The organism is Staphylococcus hsinchuensis (assembly GCF_038789205.1).
Taxonomy (GTDB): domain Bacteria; phylum Bacillota; class Bacilli; order Staphylococcales; family Staphylococcaceae; genus Staphylococcus; species Staphylococcus hsinchuensis.
The window spans coordinates 1,711,077-1,730,343 of sequence record NZ_CP128355.1; the positions used below are offsets into that span (position 1 = coordinate 1,711,077).

General features: G+C 33.5%; 20 protein-coding genes. All 20 read right to left on the reverse strand.

The genetic code is table 11. The annotated features are described in order from the left end of the window. Positions 1-13 precede the first annotated feature (13 nt). The 20 genes from QQM35_RS08485 to cmk all read right to left on the reverse strand — a co-directional run bounded on the left by QQM35_RS08485 (position 14) and on the right by cmk (position 19,224). Positions 14-985, reverse strand: coding sequence for a biotin--[acetyl-CoA-carboxylase] ligase (locus tag QQM35_RS08485; protein ID WP_251520906.1), 972 nt, complete (start codon positions 983-985; stop codon positions 14-16). Beyond that, positions 969-2,177 (reverse strand): CCA tRNA nucleotidyltransferase, encoded by a 1,209-nt coding sequence (locus QQM35_RS08490; protein ID WP_251520904.1) that lies wholly within the window; start codon positions 2,175-2,177, stop codon positions 969-971. Before QQM35_RS08490 ends, QQM35_RS08485 begins: the two co-directional genes overlap by 17 nt. Then, the gene (bshA, locus tag QQM35_RS08495; RefSeq protein ID WP_251520902.1) at positions 2,170-3,318 is read right to left on the reverse strand and encodes an N-acetyl-alpha-D-glucosaminyl L-malate synthase BshA; all 1,149 of its coding nucleotides are present in this window, start codon (positions 3,316-3,318) and stop codon (positions 2,170-2,172) included. Before bshA ends, QQM35_RS08490 begins: the two co-directional genes overlap by 8 nt. Positions 3,319-3,348: 30 nt before the next feature. Next, positions 3,349-3,666, reverse strand: coding sequence for a nucleotide pyrophosphohydrolase (locus tag QQM35_RS08500; protein ID WP_251520897.1), 318 nt, complete (start codon positions 3,664-3,666; stop codon positions 3,349-3,351). A gap of 240 nt (positions 3,667-3,906) precedes the next feature. Further along, positions 3,907-4,605, reverse strand: a complete 699-nt coding sequence (locus tag QQM35_RS08505; protein WP_251520894.1) for a zinc metallopeptidase — start codon at positions 4,603-4,605, stop codon at positions 3,907-3,909. Positions 4,606-4,642: 37 nt separating this feature from the next. Then, complete coding sequence (locus QQM35_RS08510) at positions 4,643-5,245, reverse strand: DUF1405 domain-containing protein (protein ID WP_251520976.1); 603 nt, start codon at positions 5,243-5,245, stop codon at positions 4,643-4,645. Between the two features lie 18 nt (positions 5,246-5,263). Beyond that, entirely contained in the window at positions 5,264-5,812 is a 549-nt protein-coding gene (locus QQM35_RS08515) for a YpiB family protein (RefSeq protein WP_251520891.1), read from the reverse strand. Positions 5,813-5,833: 21 nt separating this feature from the next. Then, positions 5,834-7,078: a tetratricopeptide repeat protein gene (locus QQM35_RS08520; protein ID WP_251520865.1), complete on the reverse strand. Its 1,245-nt coding sequence runs from the start codon at positions 7,076-7,078 to the stop codon at positions 5,834-5,836. A gap of 3 nt (positions 7,079-7,081) precedes the next feature. After that, positions 7,082-8,380, reverse strand: coding sequence for a 3-phosphoshikimate 1-carboxyvinyltransferase (gene aroA / locus QQM35_RS08525; protein WP_251520847.1), 1,299 nt, complete (start codon positions 8,378-8,380; stop codon positions 7,082-7,084). A 9-nt stretch (positions 8,381-8,389) separates the two neighbouring features. Beyond that, positions 8,390-9,457 (reverse strand): 3-dehydroquinate synthase, encoded by a 1,068-nt coding sequence (aroB, locus tag QQM35_RS08530; RefSeq protein ID WP_251520845.1) that lies wholly within the window; start codon positions 9,455-9,457, stop codon positions 8,390-8,392. Between the two features lie 34 nt (positions 9,458-9,491). Further along, complete coding sequence (gene aroC, locus QQM35_RS08535; protein ID WP_251520842.1) at positions 9,492-10,658, reverse strand: chorismate synthase; 1,167 nt, start codon at positions 10,656-10,658, stop codon at positions 9,492-9,494. Between the two features lie 291 nt (positions 10,659-10,949). Continuing rightward, entirely contained in the window at positions 10,950-11,399 is a 450-nt protein-coding gene (gene ndk / locus QQM35_RS08540; protein WP_251520839.1) for a nucleoside-diphosphate kinase, read from the reverse strand. A 138-nt stretch (positions 11,400-11,537) separates the two neighbouring features. After that, positions 11,538-12,491 (reverse strand): polyprenyl synthetase family protein, encoded by a 954-nt coding sequence (locus QQM35_RS08545; RefSeq protein ID WP_251520836.1) that lies wholly within the window; start codon positions 12,489-12,491, stop codon positions 11,538-11,540. Between the two features lie 26 nt (positions 12,492-12,517). Next, positions 12,518-13,219: a demethylmenaquinone methyltransferase gene (locus QQM35_RS08550; RefSeq protein WP_251520832.1), complete on the reverse strand. Its 702-nt coding sequence runs from the start codon at positions 13,217-13,219 to the stop codon at positions 12,518-12,520. Positions 13,220-13,229: 10 nt separating this feature from the next. After that, complete coding sequence (locus QQM35_RS08555; protein WP_342610329.1) at positions 13,230-13,793, reverse strand: heptaprenyl diphosphate synthase component 1; 564 nt, start codon at positions 13,791-13,793, stop codon at positions 13,230-13,232. A 278-nt stretch (positions 13,794-14,071) separates the two neighbouring features. Then, a complete protein-coding gene (locus QQM35_RS08560) occupies positions 14,072-14,344 on the reverse strand; it encodes an HU family DNA-binding protein (protein ID WP_251520812.1) in 273 nt (90 codons plus the stop codon). A gap of 171 nt (positions 14,345-14,515) precedes the next feature. Beyond that, positions 14,516-15,514, reverse strand: a complete 999-nt coding sequence (locus QQM35_RS08565; RefSeq protein WP_251520810.1) for an NAD(P)H-dependent glycerol-3-phosphate dehydrogenase — start codon at positions 15,512-15,514, stop codon at positions 14,516-14,518. A gap of 17 nt (positions 15,515-15,531) precedes the next feature. Then, a complete protein-coding gene (der, locus tag QQM35_RS08570; RefSeq protein WP_251520807.1) occupies positions 15,532-16,842 on the reverse strand; it encodes a ribosome biogenesis GTPase Der in 1,311 nt (436 codons plus the stop codon). A gap of 223 nt (positions 16,843-17,065) precedes the next feature. Further along, positions 17,066-18,259 carry a 30S ribosomal protein S1 gene (rpsA, locus tag QQM35_RS08575; RefSeq protein WP_251520804.1) on the reverse strand — a complete coding sequence of 398 codons (1,194 nt, stop codon included), beginning with the start codon at positions 18,257-18,259 and terminating at the stop codon, positions 17,066-17,068. Between the two features lie 308 nt (positions 18,260-18,567). Continuing rightward, positions 18,568-19,224, reverse strand: a complete 657-nt coding sequence (gene cmk, locus QQM35_RS08580; protein ID WP_251520801.1) for a (d)CMP kinase — start codon at positions 19,222-19,224, stop codon at positions 18,568-18,570. Positions 19,225-19,267: the final 43 nt, after the last annotated feature.

Here is a 19,267-nt window from a genome sequence, read left to right on the forward strand (position 1 = left end):
CTCCTTTCTATTATTACCAATCAATATCAGCGCTAATTAATCGATGTTGATTGTGATCTTTATCAATCACAATTAAGAATCCATCTTCATCTATATCTTTAGCTTCACCATAGAATTGTTTGTCATTTTCAGTGAACTTCAGTTCTCTGCCCCATATATTGGAAGCATTAATATATTCATCTCTTATCGTCGCAAAAGGCTCCTCTAAAAACTGGTTATATCGATATTCTATATTATTTACTAACGTATTGAGAAATTCATAACGATTAAATTCAGATTGAGCATGTATTTTCACACTCGTTGCTTTCTGTTGTAGTTCTCCAGTAAAATCCTCTGGTAAATGATTCATATTAATACCAATTCCACATATTACTGCTTCAATACCATCACTATTTGCAACCATTTCAGTTAAAAAGCCACATACTTTTTTGCCATCAATATAAATATCGTTTGGCCATTTTACTGAAACGTGATGATCACTATATTGTTGAATTGCATCACGAATGCCAAGTGCAAGGAAAAGATTGAATTTAGCAAGCATATTGAAAGGTACTTGAGGTCTTAAAACAATTGACATCCATAAGCCTTTACCTTTAGATGAGGACCAAGGTCGATTAAAACGCCCTTTCCCTTTTGTTTGTTCATCACTTAAAATTAAAAATGTGTCTGAATTACCAACTAATTTTTGTTTCGCTTCAATCTGTGTAGATGGTGTAGTTTCTAACACTTTAATGTGATCAAATACATTATTTGCTTGTAACATTGGTTTAACAATGCCACTATACCATTTTTCAGGTAGCGTATTTAAGCAATGCCCTTTATGATTAATTGAATCAATTTCACAACCTTCACTTTTGAGCTGATCAATAATCTTTTTAACAGCAGTACGTGAAATTTTTAGTTGTTCTGCAATATATTGACCTGAAACATAATCTGGCCGTTGTTTATACAAAATATTTATAACATCCTTAAGATATTTTGACATTCACTTTCACCCATTCTAATAAATCACTTTTTAAATTTTTTACTTCGCCTTTAATAATTGCTATTTCAATTTGTCTTAGTGCATCTTTAATCCACGGTCCGCTTTTTTTATCTGTATATTCAATCATATCTTTACCATTAATATCAATATCTTTCCTTTGCATTATCGGTAATTGTGCTGCAATTTCCTCAATCGTTTCTTTGTTGATAATCAGTGGTGAATACTTTGCAATATTATTTTTATTTAGTTGCGTATGGTGAGATAACACATGAAGGATGTTTGCTTTACCGAAATCGTAGACAAACACTTTCAAATCATTTTTAGATTGAACCTTAGGTAAAGCTTGGATTAAACTTTTATAATGGCTCACTTGTTTTTTATCATTATTACTTATTTTTAATTCGGATAAATTTGCATTTACCTGTGGTTGTTGTGCTTTCAAAATTGCTAGAAATAGTAACCAATCTGTTGATTCGGTTAACTCAATTTTCGTTAAATCGTATTGTTTAAAGAAAGGAATATATTCAAAAGCATTAAACGACTTTAAATTTTCAAAGCTTTGTTCTACGTTTGTGCCCTGCGTTAACTTTGTTAATTCAACTACGATACGCTCAATCGACAAATGTGATATATCTTGGATACTTCTTTTCATCGCTTCGTAGGTTGAGGGTTCAATATTAAATGATAGTTGTGATTGGAATCGTAAACCTCTTAAGATTCGTAAAGCATCTTCTGTAAAACGCTCTATTGGATCGCCAACCGTTCTGATGATGTTATTTTTTATATCTTTATAACCTTCAAAGTAATCGTGAATGTGGTAATTTATATCCATTGCGATTGCGTTCATTGTAAAGTCTCTTCGTTTAACGTCTTCGTACAATTCCCTCACAAAATATACTTCATTTGGTCTACGATGATCGCTGTATTGACCTTCAGCTCTAAAGGTGGTCACTTCGTACTGGTCGTCTTCAAATATAACATTAATAGTTCCATGCTCTCGACCGATAGGAACAGTTCTAGGAAATATGCTTTCTATTTCATCGGGTGTTGCACTTGTCGTGATATCTATGTCATGAATAGACTTTCCCATGAGATAATCTCTCACGGACCCTCCTACAAAAAATGCTTGAAATTGATGGTCTATTAATTGTTCTAGAATCGGTTTTGCTGTTTCAAATAAAGTTTTAGTCATTGTATCCCTCTAACATTTTCTTGTAATAGTACTCGTATTGGTCAGTAATCAATTCAGATGAGAAACGTTCTGATACATCCGTTAGCATTTTTTCTTGCATGGATTTATAAAGCTCAGGTTTTGTTAACAATTCAATCGCATATTTACTTGCAGCTTCGCTATCTCCAACATTTACGATGTAACCTGTTTCGTTATGTTTGATTACTTCTTTTATTCCGCCTGCTGTGGAACCAATTGGTACTACGCCAGTTTTCATTGCTTCTAACAATGATAAACCGAAACTTTCCTTTTCACTTAGGAGTAACTTTATATCTGAAATTTGGTAGAAATCACTTACCCAGTTTTGTTTACCTAAAAATAAAATTTTATCTTCTAAATTCAGTGACCTCGCTTGCTTTTTCACGTTCATGAGTTCAGGTCCATCTCCTAGAAGCAATAGTTTGGATGGTATTTGTTTATGCACTTTAGCAAATGTATCTACAATCGTATCGATACGTTTAACAGACCTAAAGTTAGAAACATGAATCAAAACCTTTTCCTCAGGTTTAATGCCATAGCAGGATTTTAATTTTTCATTTTTTTCAGTAGGTATAGTTGGTTTTGTAGGAAATTCATTTTCTCTAACAAAGTTATAAATTGGGACGATATCTTTGTCAGTTTCAATGATTTCTTTCGTTTGATCTGCAAGTGATTGACTTACACTCGTCACAATATCACTGCCTTCAATTCCAAATTTAATTGCATTTTTTAAAGAGTGATCATAACCTAAGACAGTTATATCTGTACCATGGAGCGTTGTCATAATCTTAATATCTTTTTCAGACATATGTTTTGCAAGAATGCCACAGATTGCATGTGGTACTGCATAATGCATATGTAATAAATCAAGGTCGTATTCATTTACAACTTCAGCTATCTTTGTACTGAGTGTAATATCATATGGCGGGTATTGAAACACTGAATATTGATTGACTTCCACTTGATGAAAAGTAATATTAGGTAGCGGTTTACGTATTCTAAAAGGAATATTTGAAGTAATGAAATGGATATCATGACCTCGTTCAGCTAACTTGATACCTAATTCAGTAGCTATGATTCCTGAACCACCCATCGACGGATAACATGTGATTCCTATTTTCATAGTGCCATTCCCCCTATTTGTTATGGTGAATTACTTTCTTTCAAACCGATCTTTATCTCGAGTATTGAATTTATCCATTGTTTCATTGAAACTTTCGGTCATATCTATATCTAATGAGTTTGCAATACATAGTAATACAAATAAGTTATCTCCGAGTTCGGCTTTAATTGTATTGTCAGCTTCCGAAGATTTTTTCTTTTTCTCACCGTATACGTGATTGATTTCACGTGATAACTCGCCGACTTCTTCCGTTAGTCGCGCAAGATTTGCTAATGGGGAAAAATAACCTGCCTTAAATTGGCTAATATATTCATCTACTTCAGTTTGCATCATTTTCATAGATTTCATAATTTACCTCTCTTATTACGACATATTATAGTATATCTTAATTTTACGGGTCATGCATTGTTACTGCAACACATTCACATTGTTTTATACCTTAAATCAGGTAGAACGTTTAGTATTATATAAACAATTTCAAATGATTATTTTTGTTTTAAAGAAATTTCCACAAAAAAACAAACCAAATGCTTAATAAAGCATCTGGTTTGTTGTATTTTATATTAGCAATACAGTTAGAATATGTTCTTATTCTTCACTTGAATTAGCTAAAAGGACGATTCGTGCTAGTTCGGCTAATGCTACTGCAGTAGAAGCAACATATGTCATTGCTGCTGCTGAAAGTACTTTCTTAGCATGTCTGTATTCTTTTTCGTTTACAATATCGAGACTCGTGATTTGTTTCATCGCTCGGCTACTGGCATTAAATTCAACCGGTAGCGTGATGATTGAGAATAATACTGCAAGTGACATAAATCCAGCACCAATCCATAACGCTGTACTACCAAGAGCACTATGGAAGATAGTTAAGAAGATTCCAGCAGTCACAGCTAAGTAACCGATTGAACTTCCTACGTTAGCTAATGGTACGAGTGCAGCTCTAAATCTTAAGAAGAAATAACCTTCAGCATGTTGGATAGCATGGCCTACTTCGTGTGCTGCAATTGCGGTACCAGCAACTGAAGGTCTATCAAAGTTGGCTGGTGATAGTACTAATACTTTCTTTCTAGGATCGTAATGGTCAGTTAAAAAACCGTCGCCTTTAACGACGTCTACATCGTGAATACCATTGGCATGTAAGATTTCAAGTGCAACCTCTTGGCCTGTCTTTCCACTTGTTGATCTAACTTGAGAGTATTTCTCGTAATTAGATTTAACTTTGTGTTGGGCCCATAAAGGAATAATCATTAAAATAACAAAGTATATAATCATATAGATAAAAGACAAAAATCCTCACTCCTTTAGTATTATTCTACTGTGAACGTTAAGAAAGGTCAATTATTTTAGACCGTTTAAATCGATTTAAAAATAAATAAAGAATTAAAGAAATAATACTTAATATAAATGCGATATAAGCAACAGTTGGGACATTTTTTTCTATAAAATCATATACAGGATATTGCATAAAGACATAGTCAATTAAGTCGTTATGGAATACCCAAACCATCGTAACAATAAATGCGACTAAAGTTACTTTAAATCTTGGATAGAAAATAAATGCCTGTAATGCCATGATGCCATGAGACAGTATTAACATACAGCTCATCACTGAAATTTCGTGATTCACAAACATCAATATAATGTTCATTAATACAGCCCAGACACCATATTTAATCAAAGTGACAAATGCTAGACATTCAATGATTGGTAAGTTTTTCTTGAATAGCAAAGCGATGATAGCGATACATAGAAATAATGTGGCTGTTGGACTATCTGGTACGAAAGGAATGAAGTACCAAGGTGTAACAAATAATTGTGTTCCATACCAAATATAACCATATATTGTACCTAGAGCGTTACAAACTAATAAAAATATCAAAATAGCTTTATTATAAATGATTAAATTCCATAGCGACTTTATATTCATCATGTCCGTCCTTCATTGTTATTTATTAACGTTTCTCAATTTGAACGTATTGAGTATTTGTGAAAGTTGATAAAATAATGTTTTGTCGTGAAGTTGTAAACTTAAGTCAATATTTTCTTGTAAGTGCTGGATAATTGAAGACTCACTTTGCTGAGATAAAGGTATGCTATATATATCTTGGATATACAACATATAATTAGGCGAGTGAACTAACTGCGCGATTAATAAATCATCTAATTTAGTTTCTCTCTCTTGTGATTCAGGGAAGTGTATTTTAATATCAAAATTTATCCCCTGTTTTACAATGTGATGAAAAATTTCATCTGTATTAATAAGTACAGTATGATCCAGAGTTAGTTGAATTCCATGGGCATGTGACTCGGAAATAGCAATTTCTAACGTATTGTGTTCGGGTACAAGTTCATCGACGAAGTGAATATGCTTAATCGTTTCTTCAGAGGACTTTATATAATTTAATACCCAAATACTTATTCGTGATTTAAAATGATAATGAAATAGCAAATATTCTATAAACGTTACTTTCATTTTGTTAATAGAATCAGTCATAATGCCCTCCTTACTCAACTATCATAATGAGAGTCGTTCAGATTCGTCGTGCCAAGTCGCATTATTTGGGTCCATTTCGAGTAATTTATTTAATATTTCTCTTGCTTTCTCAGTTTTACCAATTTCAATTAAATAGAAATAATAATCACCTAAAAATGCTGACTGTGTTTTCAATGTATCATATGCCAATTCAAAGAAATGTTGTGCTTCCTTGTCTCGTTCTTCTTGTCCTAAAGCATAAGCTAAATGCCACATATAAATTGGATCTAAATCTTCTTCATCAACATATTTTAACAGACCTATAATTGCTTCGTAATCTTCTTCTCGACGATATAATTCACTTAATATAAGTAGTGGTTCATGATATGCATGATCTACTTCTAACGCCTGGATTAATAAGTCGACGCCTTCGTTAGCGTCTCCATGCTCGATCGCAATGCGACCCGTTGAAACCATAAGTTCTTTATAGAATTGCGTGAGTCGTAAACCTTCTTTACCAATTTCTATTGCATCTGCATGATTATGTTCATCTTCGTATAGTTGTTGCAAATATAAATAAGCCTGGATAAAATCAGGATCTTTAGATAACAATTCTTGAACGAGTTTAATCGCTTCTTGAGTTAATTCATTTTTCTCATAAGCAATGGCTTTTTTCAAGTAATCCTCTGAGACCATTTCATCTTCACTGATCTCGTCGAACATTTTAATTGCATCAGTGTAGTTACCACTTTGGAGACTGCAATCAGCTACGCGTGAGAATAAGTTAACGCCATTGATTTCATATTCACCAGTATCTAATACAGTTTCATACTCATGAGTCGCTCTTAGATATTGGCCGTCATAATAGAGCAGTTCCGCAAGTGCGAAATGCGTAATTGGATCGTTAGGTTCTAAATCGATTACTTCCACTAATTTATCGATTGCGACTTCCATCATATTAAGTTGTTGATATAAATCTGCTTCTAACATGAGTCGTTCAGGTGAGATTTCGACTTCATTTAAATATTCTAATGCATCGTCAGTTTGATTTTCAGAAATAAGCCCTTCGATAAAATAAATCAATAGTTCCGGTTCGTCGGGATATTTATGATATAACGTTCGAAAGACTTCAAGACCTTGAGGCGTCAAACCATAATTGTATAAAGTTTCGCCAAGTATAAATAACGCATCGTCGTTTGTAGAACTTAATGCATCATTGACACGTGTATCTAAGTTATCTAACTTTTGCAAGTTGATATCATCAATAAGTTTGTAGATATCTTGCATGCTTTAGCCTCCATTTTGTAATTGTTGTAGTTTTTCTAAAAAGCCTGGGAATGAGACGTTAACTGCATCAAAGCGTTTAATCGTAATAGATTCATTCGTCAACAGGCTAGCGATAGTTAGCATCATACCAATACGATGGTCCGTCATACTATCGACCTCTGTTTCATTAACTAATGTAGAAGGTTCGATAATCATCCCATCGTCTGTAGGTTGTAATGCGAAACCTAACAAGTTTAACATATTTGCAGTGGTATCAATACGATTCGTTTCTTTAACTTTAAGTTCTTCTGCATTTTTTATGATACTCTTACCATTAGCTTGTGTACATAAAAGTGCAATACTAGGGATTTCATCAATGGCTCTAGGAACGAGACTACCATCTATTTGGATACCTTTCATATTTGGAGAATATGTAACATGTATCGAAGCGGTTGGTTCTGGATCATCAGTTAAATTCAGTAAGCGGATGTTACCACCCATTTGTTTAACGATATCAATAATACCTGAACGTGTTGGATTTACACCTACATTATGAATTGTAATATCGCTTCCTGGTGTAATTAACCCAGCTACGATAAAGTAAGTCGCAGATGAAATATCTCCTGGTACATGGAATTCAGATGGCTTGATATGTTGAATGCCATTTGCTGGCATTGAAATCGATTGTTCTTGTGTTTCAATAGGTATATTAAAATGTTGAAACATTGTCTCAGTATGATTACGTGTGATATCAATTTCATTAATTCGAGTTTCCTCTCGTGCAAATAAGCTTGCAAACAAAATAGCACTTTTAACTTGGGCGCTTGCGACTTCCATATCATATGTCACACCACGAATTATAGATGGTTTAATGATAAGTGGTGTATAATTATTGTCAATTCCAGAAATCTCTGCGTTCATTAATCGCAAAGGTTTCATAATTCTGTCCATAGGGCGTTTGCCTATTGATTCATCACCTGACAAAACAGTTTCTAAACCTAAGCCACATAATAACCCTGCCACTAAACGCGTAGTAGTTCCTGAATTACCTGTATATAAGACTTGGTGTGGTGTGTTGAAATGTTGATATCCTGGAGAGTTAATGACAATTTTCTCTTCTCCAACAGTGATATCGACCCCTAATTGTCTAAAGATTTCAACTGTGCGTAAACAGTCTTCACCTAATAACGGTTTATGGATGGTAGACACACCGTTAGCAAGTGAACCGAGAATAATTGCACGATGAGTCATGGATTTATCTCCAGGTACTTCTAATTCTCCTTTTAGAGGACCTTTAATTTGAATAACTTTATTATTTACCATTTCAAACACCTACTTTTTCAAATGTGATAATAACGATGTAAATGCAGAATATAATATTTCATAATCTACGTGTTTTACAACAGGTTGACCGATACTTTCTAATAACACCATCTGTATGCCATTTTGATCATTTTTCTTGTCTTTAAGCATCAATGTGTATAAATCTTCAAAGTCTAATTTCTTTATCAACGATAATGGATAACCTAATGATTCGAAGTATTTTATATAATGATTGATATCATTGTTATGATTAAATATTTTATTCGCTACAATAAATTGATAAATAATACCAATCATCACAGCATGACCATGTGGAATTTTTAAAGTATACTCCACTGCGTGACCAAATGTATGGCCCAAATTCAAATATTTACGTACATTTGCTTCCTTTTCGTCTTGTATAATAATATTTAATTTCGTTTCAATGCCTTTAAATAGATAGTAATCTATACCTTTTAGTGAAGATAAACTATTTTGATCAGGAAAATGTGATTCTATTTCATCAAGGGCTTGTTGATTTGTTAACAGTGCATGTTTATATACTTCGGCATAACCACTAATCACTTCAGAATACGGCAATGTTGATAAAAAATCTAAATCATATATTACAGCTTTAGGTCGGTAAAATGCACCAATTAAATTTTTACCGTGCTTAGAGTTAATACCAACCTTCCCACCTACGCTTGAATCGTGCGCAAGAATTGTAGTTGGTACTTGTATAAAATCTACACCTCGTAATAGCGTTGCAGCGAGGAATCCTGTAAAGTCACCAGTAGCACCACCGCCTATTGCTATTAAACAAGTTTTACGTGTGAGTTGATAACTTAATAATTGTTCAATTGTTGATTCATAGAAAGCCATCGTTTTTGTCGCTTCACCTGATGGGATAATAATTTGATGTGCTTCGTATTCTGCCGATAAAAATTTAATAGAAGGCTCCCATTGTTGATATACGGTTTCATCAATGATAAGGACAATATCTTTATAGCTATCTATATATTTGTGTAATTGCTCTAAAGCATGGTGTTCTACAATGATTGGATAATTATTAGATTGATAAGTTGTTTCTAATTTCATAAACTCACCTTACAGTCATGTCTATTTTGTTTATTTAAAATTCGATATTCAATTGACGTTGTTGTTCAACTTGGGCGCTAAGCTGTTCCATGTGGTTAGATTGAAATTCTTCTAATACAGCTCTTGCGATTTCAAATGCTACTACGTTTTCGGCTACAACACTTGCTGCAGGAACTGCACAACTATCTGAACGCTCAATAGAAGCTTTAAATGATTCTTTCGAATTGATGTCCACAGAGTTTAATGGTTTATATAAAGTTGGGATAGGTTTCATTACGCCATTGACGATAATTGGCATACCATTGGACATACCACCTTCAAAGCCACCTAAATTGTTTGAGCCTCTGTAATAACCTGTTGTTGCATCATATAAAATTTCATCTTGAATTTCGCTACCTGGTTTACTCGCAGCCGTGAATCCAGCGCCAAAACTTACACCTTTAAAGGCGTTGATACTCACAACACCTTGAGCTATTCTACCGTCTAACTTTCTATCATATTGTACATAACTTCCAATGCCGACTGGTAAACCTTCTACAATTGTTTGAACAACACCACCAACTGAATCGCCAGCCTTCTTCGCTTCATTGATTTTATCACGCATTTGTTGAGCGATGTCCTCATTAATCACACGTACATCATTTGTATCGACATTCGCTTTGATTGTTTCGAGGTCATATTCGTTTTCATCTTTCACGCCACCAATTTCTATTACTCTACTATATGAATGAATATCCAGTTGTTTTAATAAAATCTTAGAAACAGCACCAACTGCTACACGTGCAGCGGTTTCTCTTGCAGATGAACGTTCAAGTACATTTCTTAAATCTCTGTGGTTATATTTCATCCCACCGACTAAATCTGCATGTCCCGGGCGTGGTTTTGTAATCACGCGTTTCATATTTTCTTGTTCTTCTTCTGATATCGGAGCAGCACCCATGATTTTTCTCCAATGTGTGAAATCATCATTCGTAACTACTAACGTGATTGGACTACCTAATGTATAGCCATTGCGCACACCTGATACAATGTCGATTGCATCTTTTTCAATTTGCATACGACGACCACGGCCATAGCCACCTTGTCTTTTAAACATTTCTTCGTTGATCTCTTCTGCTGTAATAGCTAAATTTGCGGGTACGCCTTCTATAATAACTGTTAACTGAGGTCCATGTGATTCTCCAGAAGTTAAATATCTCATTGTTTACCACTCCGTTCTTTAGTGCTTTAAATTAGTATATATAATGTAACTTATCATTTTCATAAAATCAAATTAATAGTGATATATGAATATAATTGTTTATTTTGAATGATTAGAATAATAAGTGATTATATTGTAACATCTCATATTTCATTTGTTACAGTTAGTCGTTTTGTTAAATTATCCAAATAAAAAATGATGATTCTTATTGCGCAAACAATAAAAATCATCATTTAAAAACTCTTTATTTTATTAATTAAATATTAACAGGTGTTTGTTAAAGTTATAAGATTATTCGTATAACCAGTTTTCGCTGTTACCTTCATAATCAGCTAATTCATCTTCTTTGAACCAAAGATTGATTTCTTTTTTAGCAGATTCAACAGAATCAGAACCGTGGATAATATTACGGCCAACTGTAAGACCTAGGTCTCCTCTAATTGTACCTGGTGCAGCTTCAGCTGGGTTTGTTGTACCAATAATATGACGAGAAATGCTAACTGCATCTTCTGCTTCGACTACCATTGCAAATACAGGTGCTGAAGTGATGAAGTCAATTAAGCTATTATAGAATGGTTTGTCTTTATGCTCACCATAATGTTCTTCAGCTAATGACTTTGGTACTGACATTAATTTACCAGCAACTAATTTAAGTCCTTTACGTTCAACACGTGAAATAATTTCCCCTACTAAATTTCTTTGTACTGCATCTGGTTTAATCATTAGAAATGTACGTTCCATCTTGATTGTATCCCCCTATTGTTATGTATATAAGCTTGAATAAACAAATATTTTATTATGTGTAACTGACATGAATAACTGTCAGAACAACTATCATAATAACAGTATTGTAAAGCGCTTTCAATAGTTTTGGTAAAGTTAGGTCTTTCTTTTAGACATTTTTTTAATTATCTTTTTAAAGAGTGGTTTTGCCTCATCATTTTCCAACTGATTAATAAGTTTTAGAGCCTTATCTAAATATTTATCACTTACTTGTTGTGATTGTTGAATGACATCTGAATTTCTTATCGTTTCGATGCAGTAATCAAAAGATTCTTTACTACTTGATGCATTGAGCTGTTGGATTTCCTTCTTAAATCTTTCATTAACTTTCATTTCTAAAAGTACAGGTAATGTGAAGTGACCATTCATTAAATCACTGCCAGATGGTTTGCCTAATTGTTTATCTGTACTTGTAAAATCTAAAATATCATCTACGATTTGGAAACTCATTCCAATATAATGCCCTATCATTTTAAGTTGATGTACAGTTCGTTTATCTGCACCTGCAGCAATTGCACCTACTTCTGTAGACAATTGAATTAATAGCGCTGTTTTTCTATTGATTCTTCTCAAATAATTTATAATCGATTGTTCGCTATTAAACTGGTCTTGAAATTGAAATAATTCCCCTTTACACACATCAACAATCGCACTAGAAATAACTTCATGTACACGGTTATCTTCTATATTGGAAATATATTCTAATCCTAATGCTAACAGGAAATTCCCTGTAAGAATTGCTGTCGGTTGATCCCATTTTTTAGAAATCGTGAGTCTACCACGACGGCGATCACTACGATCAATTACATCATCATGCACAAGGGTCGCCATATGTATGAGTTCTAGAGAAACTGCAACGCGATAGACGTCTTCATTTTTATGATCACCAAATTGACTACTCAAAATTGCGAATGCGGGACGTACACGTTTTCCACCTGATGATAGTAAATGAAATGAAGCTTCTTCTAGCACAGGGTCCTCACTTTTAATGGCTTGGGCTATTTGTTTTTCAACTTTCTTTATCTCAGAATTCAAATTTAACTTTGACACGCTAATCACCTTTGGTTGTTTCATAATTATTTATAGCCAAGGTGCATTGCTGAAACGCCACCTGTGAAGCTACGAACTTTAATATGACTAAATCCTGCTTGGGCAAATAGTCTTCTCAGTTTTTCCTTATCAGGGAAATCAAAAGTAGATTGTTGTAGCCATTCATATTCATCTTTTGATTTTGCAAAAACTTTACCAAAAATAGGCATTATAAATTTAAAATAAACTTTATACATTTGCGCAAATACAGGTGCAGTTGGTTGACTCGTTTCTAAACATACAACCATTCCCCCAGGTTTAAGTACACGATTTAGTTCTTTTAACGTGGCCAAGTAATCGGGAACATTTCTTAAACCAAACCCTATTGTAACGTAATCAAATGAGTTATCTTCGAATGGTAAATTCATTGCATCTCCAAGGACGAGTTGAATATTATCCATATCTTTGGTTTTAGATTTACCTACTTCGAGCATGTTTTCACTAAAGTCCAAACCGATAACCTCACCATTGGGTCCCACAGCTTTTCCTAATGCAATGGACCAATCGGCAGTGCCACAACACACATCTAAAGCTTTGCTTCCTTGTTTCACTTTCATTTCAGACATCACTTGTTTACGCCAAATCTTATGCTGTTCAAAGCTAATTATGTTATTGAGACGATCATATTTACCTGAAATATTTTGAAATACATTGTGTACTTGTTCTTTTTTTGCATTATTATCTTTCATAATTTTAACCTCATTTATCATCTATTTCTGTTTTTATATTTGATATAAACAGTTGCATATCTTCATTAGAATATTTATTTAAATATGCGGGTCTTTTTTGTTGGATATGCTCAAGTAAAAGACGGTTTAATGCTTGTTTATTAAAGTTTGGAGCATATCTTTTTAAAGTAATGGAAGGAAATGTATTTTCTGCTAAAAGTATTTTATGACCCATTTGTGCTTTGGGTATTTCATCATTATGTATGGATGATTTTATTTCATTTATTTTAACTATAGCAGTTGAAATTTCTTTTTGGAAAATTGGGTCATTTAATTGAGCTAATATCGTGTAAAAATGTGCACTCAACAAATCACCGATTAAAATTGATTGCTTTGAAGTTAGCGTTGATTCAACTGCGTCTAAATGACGCATGGCAGTATCTATTGTGAGGCAAGCAAGTTTTGCTTCTTTAGGTATATCGAATGAATCAAGCATTTCACCTAATACAGGGTTAATGTATATTGATTCAAAATGATTCACTCCATGAAGTCTATTTGATATTTGTTTTTCTAGTAAATTTACAGTTGTTTCCATGTTCACACCTCACGTCATAATCCAATTATATCTTAACATTATATAAAGAAAAATAAAATCAACGGTTATTAATGAAATTTTATTTTGCTCGGCTGGAACTTTGCTTATTATTTGGAAAGTTTAATTATGTGTTCGTATTTTAAGTTTAACGGGTTGATTTCCGTTAGTTTTATTATTATGTATAATACGATATAGAAATATATTTATGATATGTTATGTTTTAATTTAATATGAGATAAAAAGAAAAAGCCCCTTTTAAAAGGGCTTTACGTAAAGAATTATTTTACTGCGTCTTTTAAAGCTTTACCAGCTTTGAATGCTGGAACTTTGCTAGCAGGGATGTCAATTTCTTTACCTGTTTGAGGATTACGACCTTTACGAGCAGCACGTTCACGTACCTCGAAATTACCGAATCCAATTAATTGTACTTTTTCACCTTTAGAAAGTGATTTTTGAATTGATTCGAATACTGCGTCAACAGCTGAACCAGCTTCTTTTTTAGTTAAGTCTGCTTGATCAGCAACAGCATTGATTAAATCTGTTTTGTTCATTATGAATTCACCTCCCCTAGGGTTTATAATGATATCGCAATATCATTATGCTATGACTTTAACACAACGAGAACTTGAACTGCAACGATTTATGTGTAAAAGACCTTGAAATAATAGGGTGTTAGACCTTAATTTGTAATAAATTAATTAAAAAGTGTAAAAGTCGCAAACTTATTCCGACTTTTTGCCACGCCCCATTAGATCTTTAACACTTTCTTCAACGGGTCTATTTTCAAATAAAACACTGTATAATGCTTCAGTAATTGGCATTTCCACACCTTGTGATTGTGCTAAATGATAAACTGAGTTCGTAGTATTTATACCTTCAACGACCATATTCATTTCCTCTAAAGCCTGATCTAATGACTTTCCTTCACCTAATTTATATCCCAACGTATAATTACGAGAATGAGTAGAAGTACATGTGACGATTAAGTCACCGATTCCTCCTAAACCTTGGAATGTAAGAGGATTTGCGCCGAGTTTTTCTCCTAAACGACTAATTTCAGCTAAACCTCTAGTCATGAGTGCCGCCTTAGCATTATCTCCATAACCAAGACCAGAAAGTACTCCGCTTGCGACGGCTATGATATTTTTTAAAGCGCCGCCTAACTCAACACCGATTAAATCATCATTTGTATAAATACGTAAATAATCATTCATAAATAAATCTTGAGTGAGTAAGCTTACTTCTGAAGATTTAGAAGATGCTGCAATTGTTGTTGGTTGCTTGACAACAACTTCTTCTGCATGACTTGGTCCAGATAATACGCCAATACCTGCATTATGTGACGGATCTAATGTGTCTTCAATCATTTCTGAAACACGTTTATAAGTATCATTTTCAATACCTTTGGCAACGTGGATAAAAGTCTTTTTAGTAGTTAGTTTACTGTCGATTTCTGAAACTACAGATCGAATCGCTTTAGTTGGTAATGCGATTAAAAAGACATCTGCATAATTAATTGCAGTTTCTATATCTCCTGTTGCTTTAAGTTGTTTATTTAGCTCGATATTTTTTAAATATTTGCTATTTTTATGGCTATCATTTAATTCGTTAATTGTCTGTTCATTTTTTCCCCACATCAAAACTTGGTGACCATTATCTGCAAGTACATGGGCTAAAGCTGTACCAAAGCTACCAGTTCCAAAAACAGTAATTTTTGTCATAGTATCTCCTCCACTCGTTAGTTTCTTCTTCTCGGTATAATATGGACAGGGGTGCCTTCAAAACCGAACGCAGATCTAATTTGATTCTCGAGGTATCTCTTATAAGAAAAATGCATTAATTCTACGTCATTTACAAACACTACAAAGGTTGGTGGTTCAATTGCAACTTGTGTAGAATAGAACACATTTAGTCTGCGACCTTTATCTGTCGGTGTCGGATTCATAGAAATCGCATCAGTGATGACTTCATTCAATGTCGAACTTTGAACACGCTTTTTATGATTTTCGCTCGCTTCATTAATATATGGGAATAACGTTTTAAGTCTTTGGTTTTCTTTGGCAGAAATAAAGGCCACTTCCGCATAATCTAGAAACTGAAACTCTTTGCGTACTTCGTCTTTGAATTCTTTCATGGTATTTGTTTCTTTATCTACAGTATCCCATTTATTTACAACAATCACAATTGCTTTACCTTCTTCATGTGCATAACCAGCTACTTTTTTATCTTGTTCGATAATACCCTCTTCTGCATCGATAACGACGAGTACTACATTTGATCGTTCTATTGCTTTTAATGCACGCAATACTGAATATTTTTCAGTATTTTCATATACTTTACCTTTCTTTCTCATCCCTGCTGTGTCGATGAGTACATAATCTTGTCCATCATAATGATATTCTGTATCGATAGCGTCTCTTGTTGTACCAGCAACGTTTGAAACAATAACTCGTTTCTCTCCCAAAATTGCATTTACGAGACTTGATTTACCTACATTAGGTCTTCCGATAATAGAAAGACGAATAGTGTCTTCATCGTAGGGATCAGGTGTATCTTCTTTAAAGTGTTTCACCACTTCATCTAATAAATCACCTAAACCTAAACCATGTGATCCTGAAATTGGATATGGATCCCCAAATCCTAATGAGTAAAAGTCATAAATGTCATTGCGTGCTTCTGGATTGTCTACTTTATTTACTGCAAGTACGACTGGCTTCTTGGATTTATATAACATTTGGGCAATTAATTCATCGCCTTGGGTTAAGCCGTCCCTTACGTTCACCATAAAAATTATTGCATCTGCTTCGTCAATTGCAATCTCAGCTTGGGCTTTTATTTGAGTTTGAAATGGAGCATCACCAATTTCAATTCCACCAGTATCAATGATGTTAAAATCGTGTGTTAACCAATCCCCTGAAGAATAAATACGATCACGTGTTACACCTGGTGTATCTTCTACTATAGAAACACGTTCGCCTACGACTCTATTAAAAATTGTAGATTTACCTACGTTTGGTCTACCTACGATTGCTACTACAGGTTTAGTCATAACTAACTTCCTCTCTTTTTTAATCTATATAATTCTATCATACGGGAAATAAATTCAAAAGAATAATTGAATTTTATTGTTTTAAAAATAAGCGATAGAGTGCCAAATAATAAAGTTTAAGTGTTTGAGACATGTATTTCTATAAAATTCTAATAGGTAAAAAAGAAACCTTGTCCTATTCATTAGAATAAGACAAGGTTATATAAATGTTTGAACGTTAATATTAAAATTTAAAATCTTTTAATTTATCACCAAATACATCGCCTAATGTAGGGTTGTCTTCATCATCAGCTGCATTGTCGATGTAAGAGTTTGTTGATTCTTCATCACTTGGACCTTGGTTGTTGCTGTCATCGTCTTTAGGTTCTGTAGCTTTAATAGATAATGAAATACGTTCATTTTCAATATCTACACCTAGAACTTTAACTCTAACCTCTTGTCCAGGTTCTAATGCTTCGCTTGGCGTCGCAATATGTTTATGACTAATTTCAGAAATATGAACTAGTCCTTGAACACCAGGTTTAATTTCTACGAAAGCACCAAAATCAGCTAATCTTACGACTTTACCTTCAATTGTGTCGCCTTCGCTAATTTCACCTTCAATAGATTCAAATGGACTAGGTAAAGTTTCTTTAATAGATAATGAGATGCGTTCAGAATCTTTATCTATAGATTTAACTTTAACTTTCACATCTTCACCGATATTAACGACATCTTCCGGAGATTTAACATGCTCATGAGATAACTCAGATACATGTACAAGGCCGTCTACGCCACCAATATCAATGAAAGCACCAAAGTTTGTTAATCTAGCTACTTTACCATCGATTACGTCGCCTTCTTTAAGAGAATCTAGTAATGATTCTTTTTTAGCAGCATTTTCAATTGCTTCAACTGCTTTACGGCTTAAAATAACGCGATTATTTGCTGGGTCTAGCTCTTCTACTTTCAACTTAAGTGTTTCTCCCTCAAAACCAGAGAAATCTTCTATAAAGTCAGTTGAAATTAATGAAGCTGGTACGAAACCTCTTTGACCAACATCTACAACTAAACCGCCTTTCACAATTTCAGTTACTTTTGCTTCGATTGTCTCATCATTGTCTAGCTTTTCTTGTAAAAATTCATATGATTTTTCAGTTTCAAGTTGACGTTTAGAGAGGATATAATTCCCAGTTTCATTCTCTTCGTCATACTCTACTTTTGTAACATAAGCACCGACTTCATCGCCTACCTTAACAGCATCACTTGGGTTATCAATATGATGCGTTGATAGTTGGCTTATAGGGATGATTCCATTGAATTTGCTACCGTTGATATGTACAATTACTTGTTTCTCTTCAAGTTCAATTACTTCGCCAGTAACTTTGTCCCCTTCTTTAATGTCATGAATCATTGACTCGTTAAATTCTTCAGTCATCTTGTCTGCCTCCTTATTACACTACATAATTATAACATCTAATAATCTGATACAATTGTCAAGAAATTATCCTTTGATTGAATAAGCTTGTTTATCAATGTAAATTTAGTGTTAAATCACAGTTGATTCTTTAGCTAAAATTAAATTTTTTTACTTTAATTTTACAAACATATTATTCATGCAACATAACTATATGTTTTAAAATATGCATTTTTTATTTACCCTTTTTGTTACTATTCTAACGTTTTTATACAAAACTAAAAAAGATTTTATAGATGTGCATTCGACTTACGCGTCATGTAATAATTTTAAATATTTTTCACCATCGTTAAAATTTCATCCGTAACTGTTTCTATACTTTTTCCAGTAGTATCTAAAGTAACTGCATCATCAGCTTTAGTTAAAGGAGAAATTTCACGATTCATATCATAATGATCACGTTCTGCGATTTCTTCTTTTAATTGTTCTAAGTTCGAATCAATACCCCTCAATTCGTTGTCTTTTTGACGACGTTGGGCACGTTCTTCAACAGAGGCAATCATATAAACCTTCAGCTCAGCATTTGGTAACACAACTGTTCCAATATCTCTACCGTCCATAACGATGCCTTTATTATCAGCCAGTTCTTTTTGCTTTTTAACAGCAAAAGTTCGTACGGGTTCTTTTGAAGCAACGTATGAAACGTTTTGTGTTACATCATTTTCTCTCAAATAATCAGTTACATCTGTATTATCAAGTATTATACGTTGGCCTTTCTCGTTATCATAGGTCAAATACAGTTCAGTAGAATTTATAAGTGCTTCAAAGTCATCTGTTTTATTTTGTTTTAAATATTTATATGTAATCGCACGATACATCGCACCTGTATCTACATAAATCATAGATAATTGCTCTGCTACTCTTTTTGCGATTGTACTCTTCCCTGCTGCTGCAGGACCATCGAGCGCGATATTGATTAGCTTCATTACAATAAACCTTCCTTGTTGTTTGATGAATAATATTTTATCA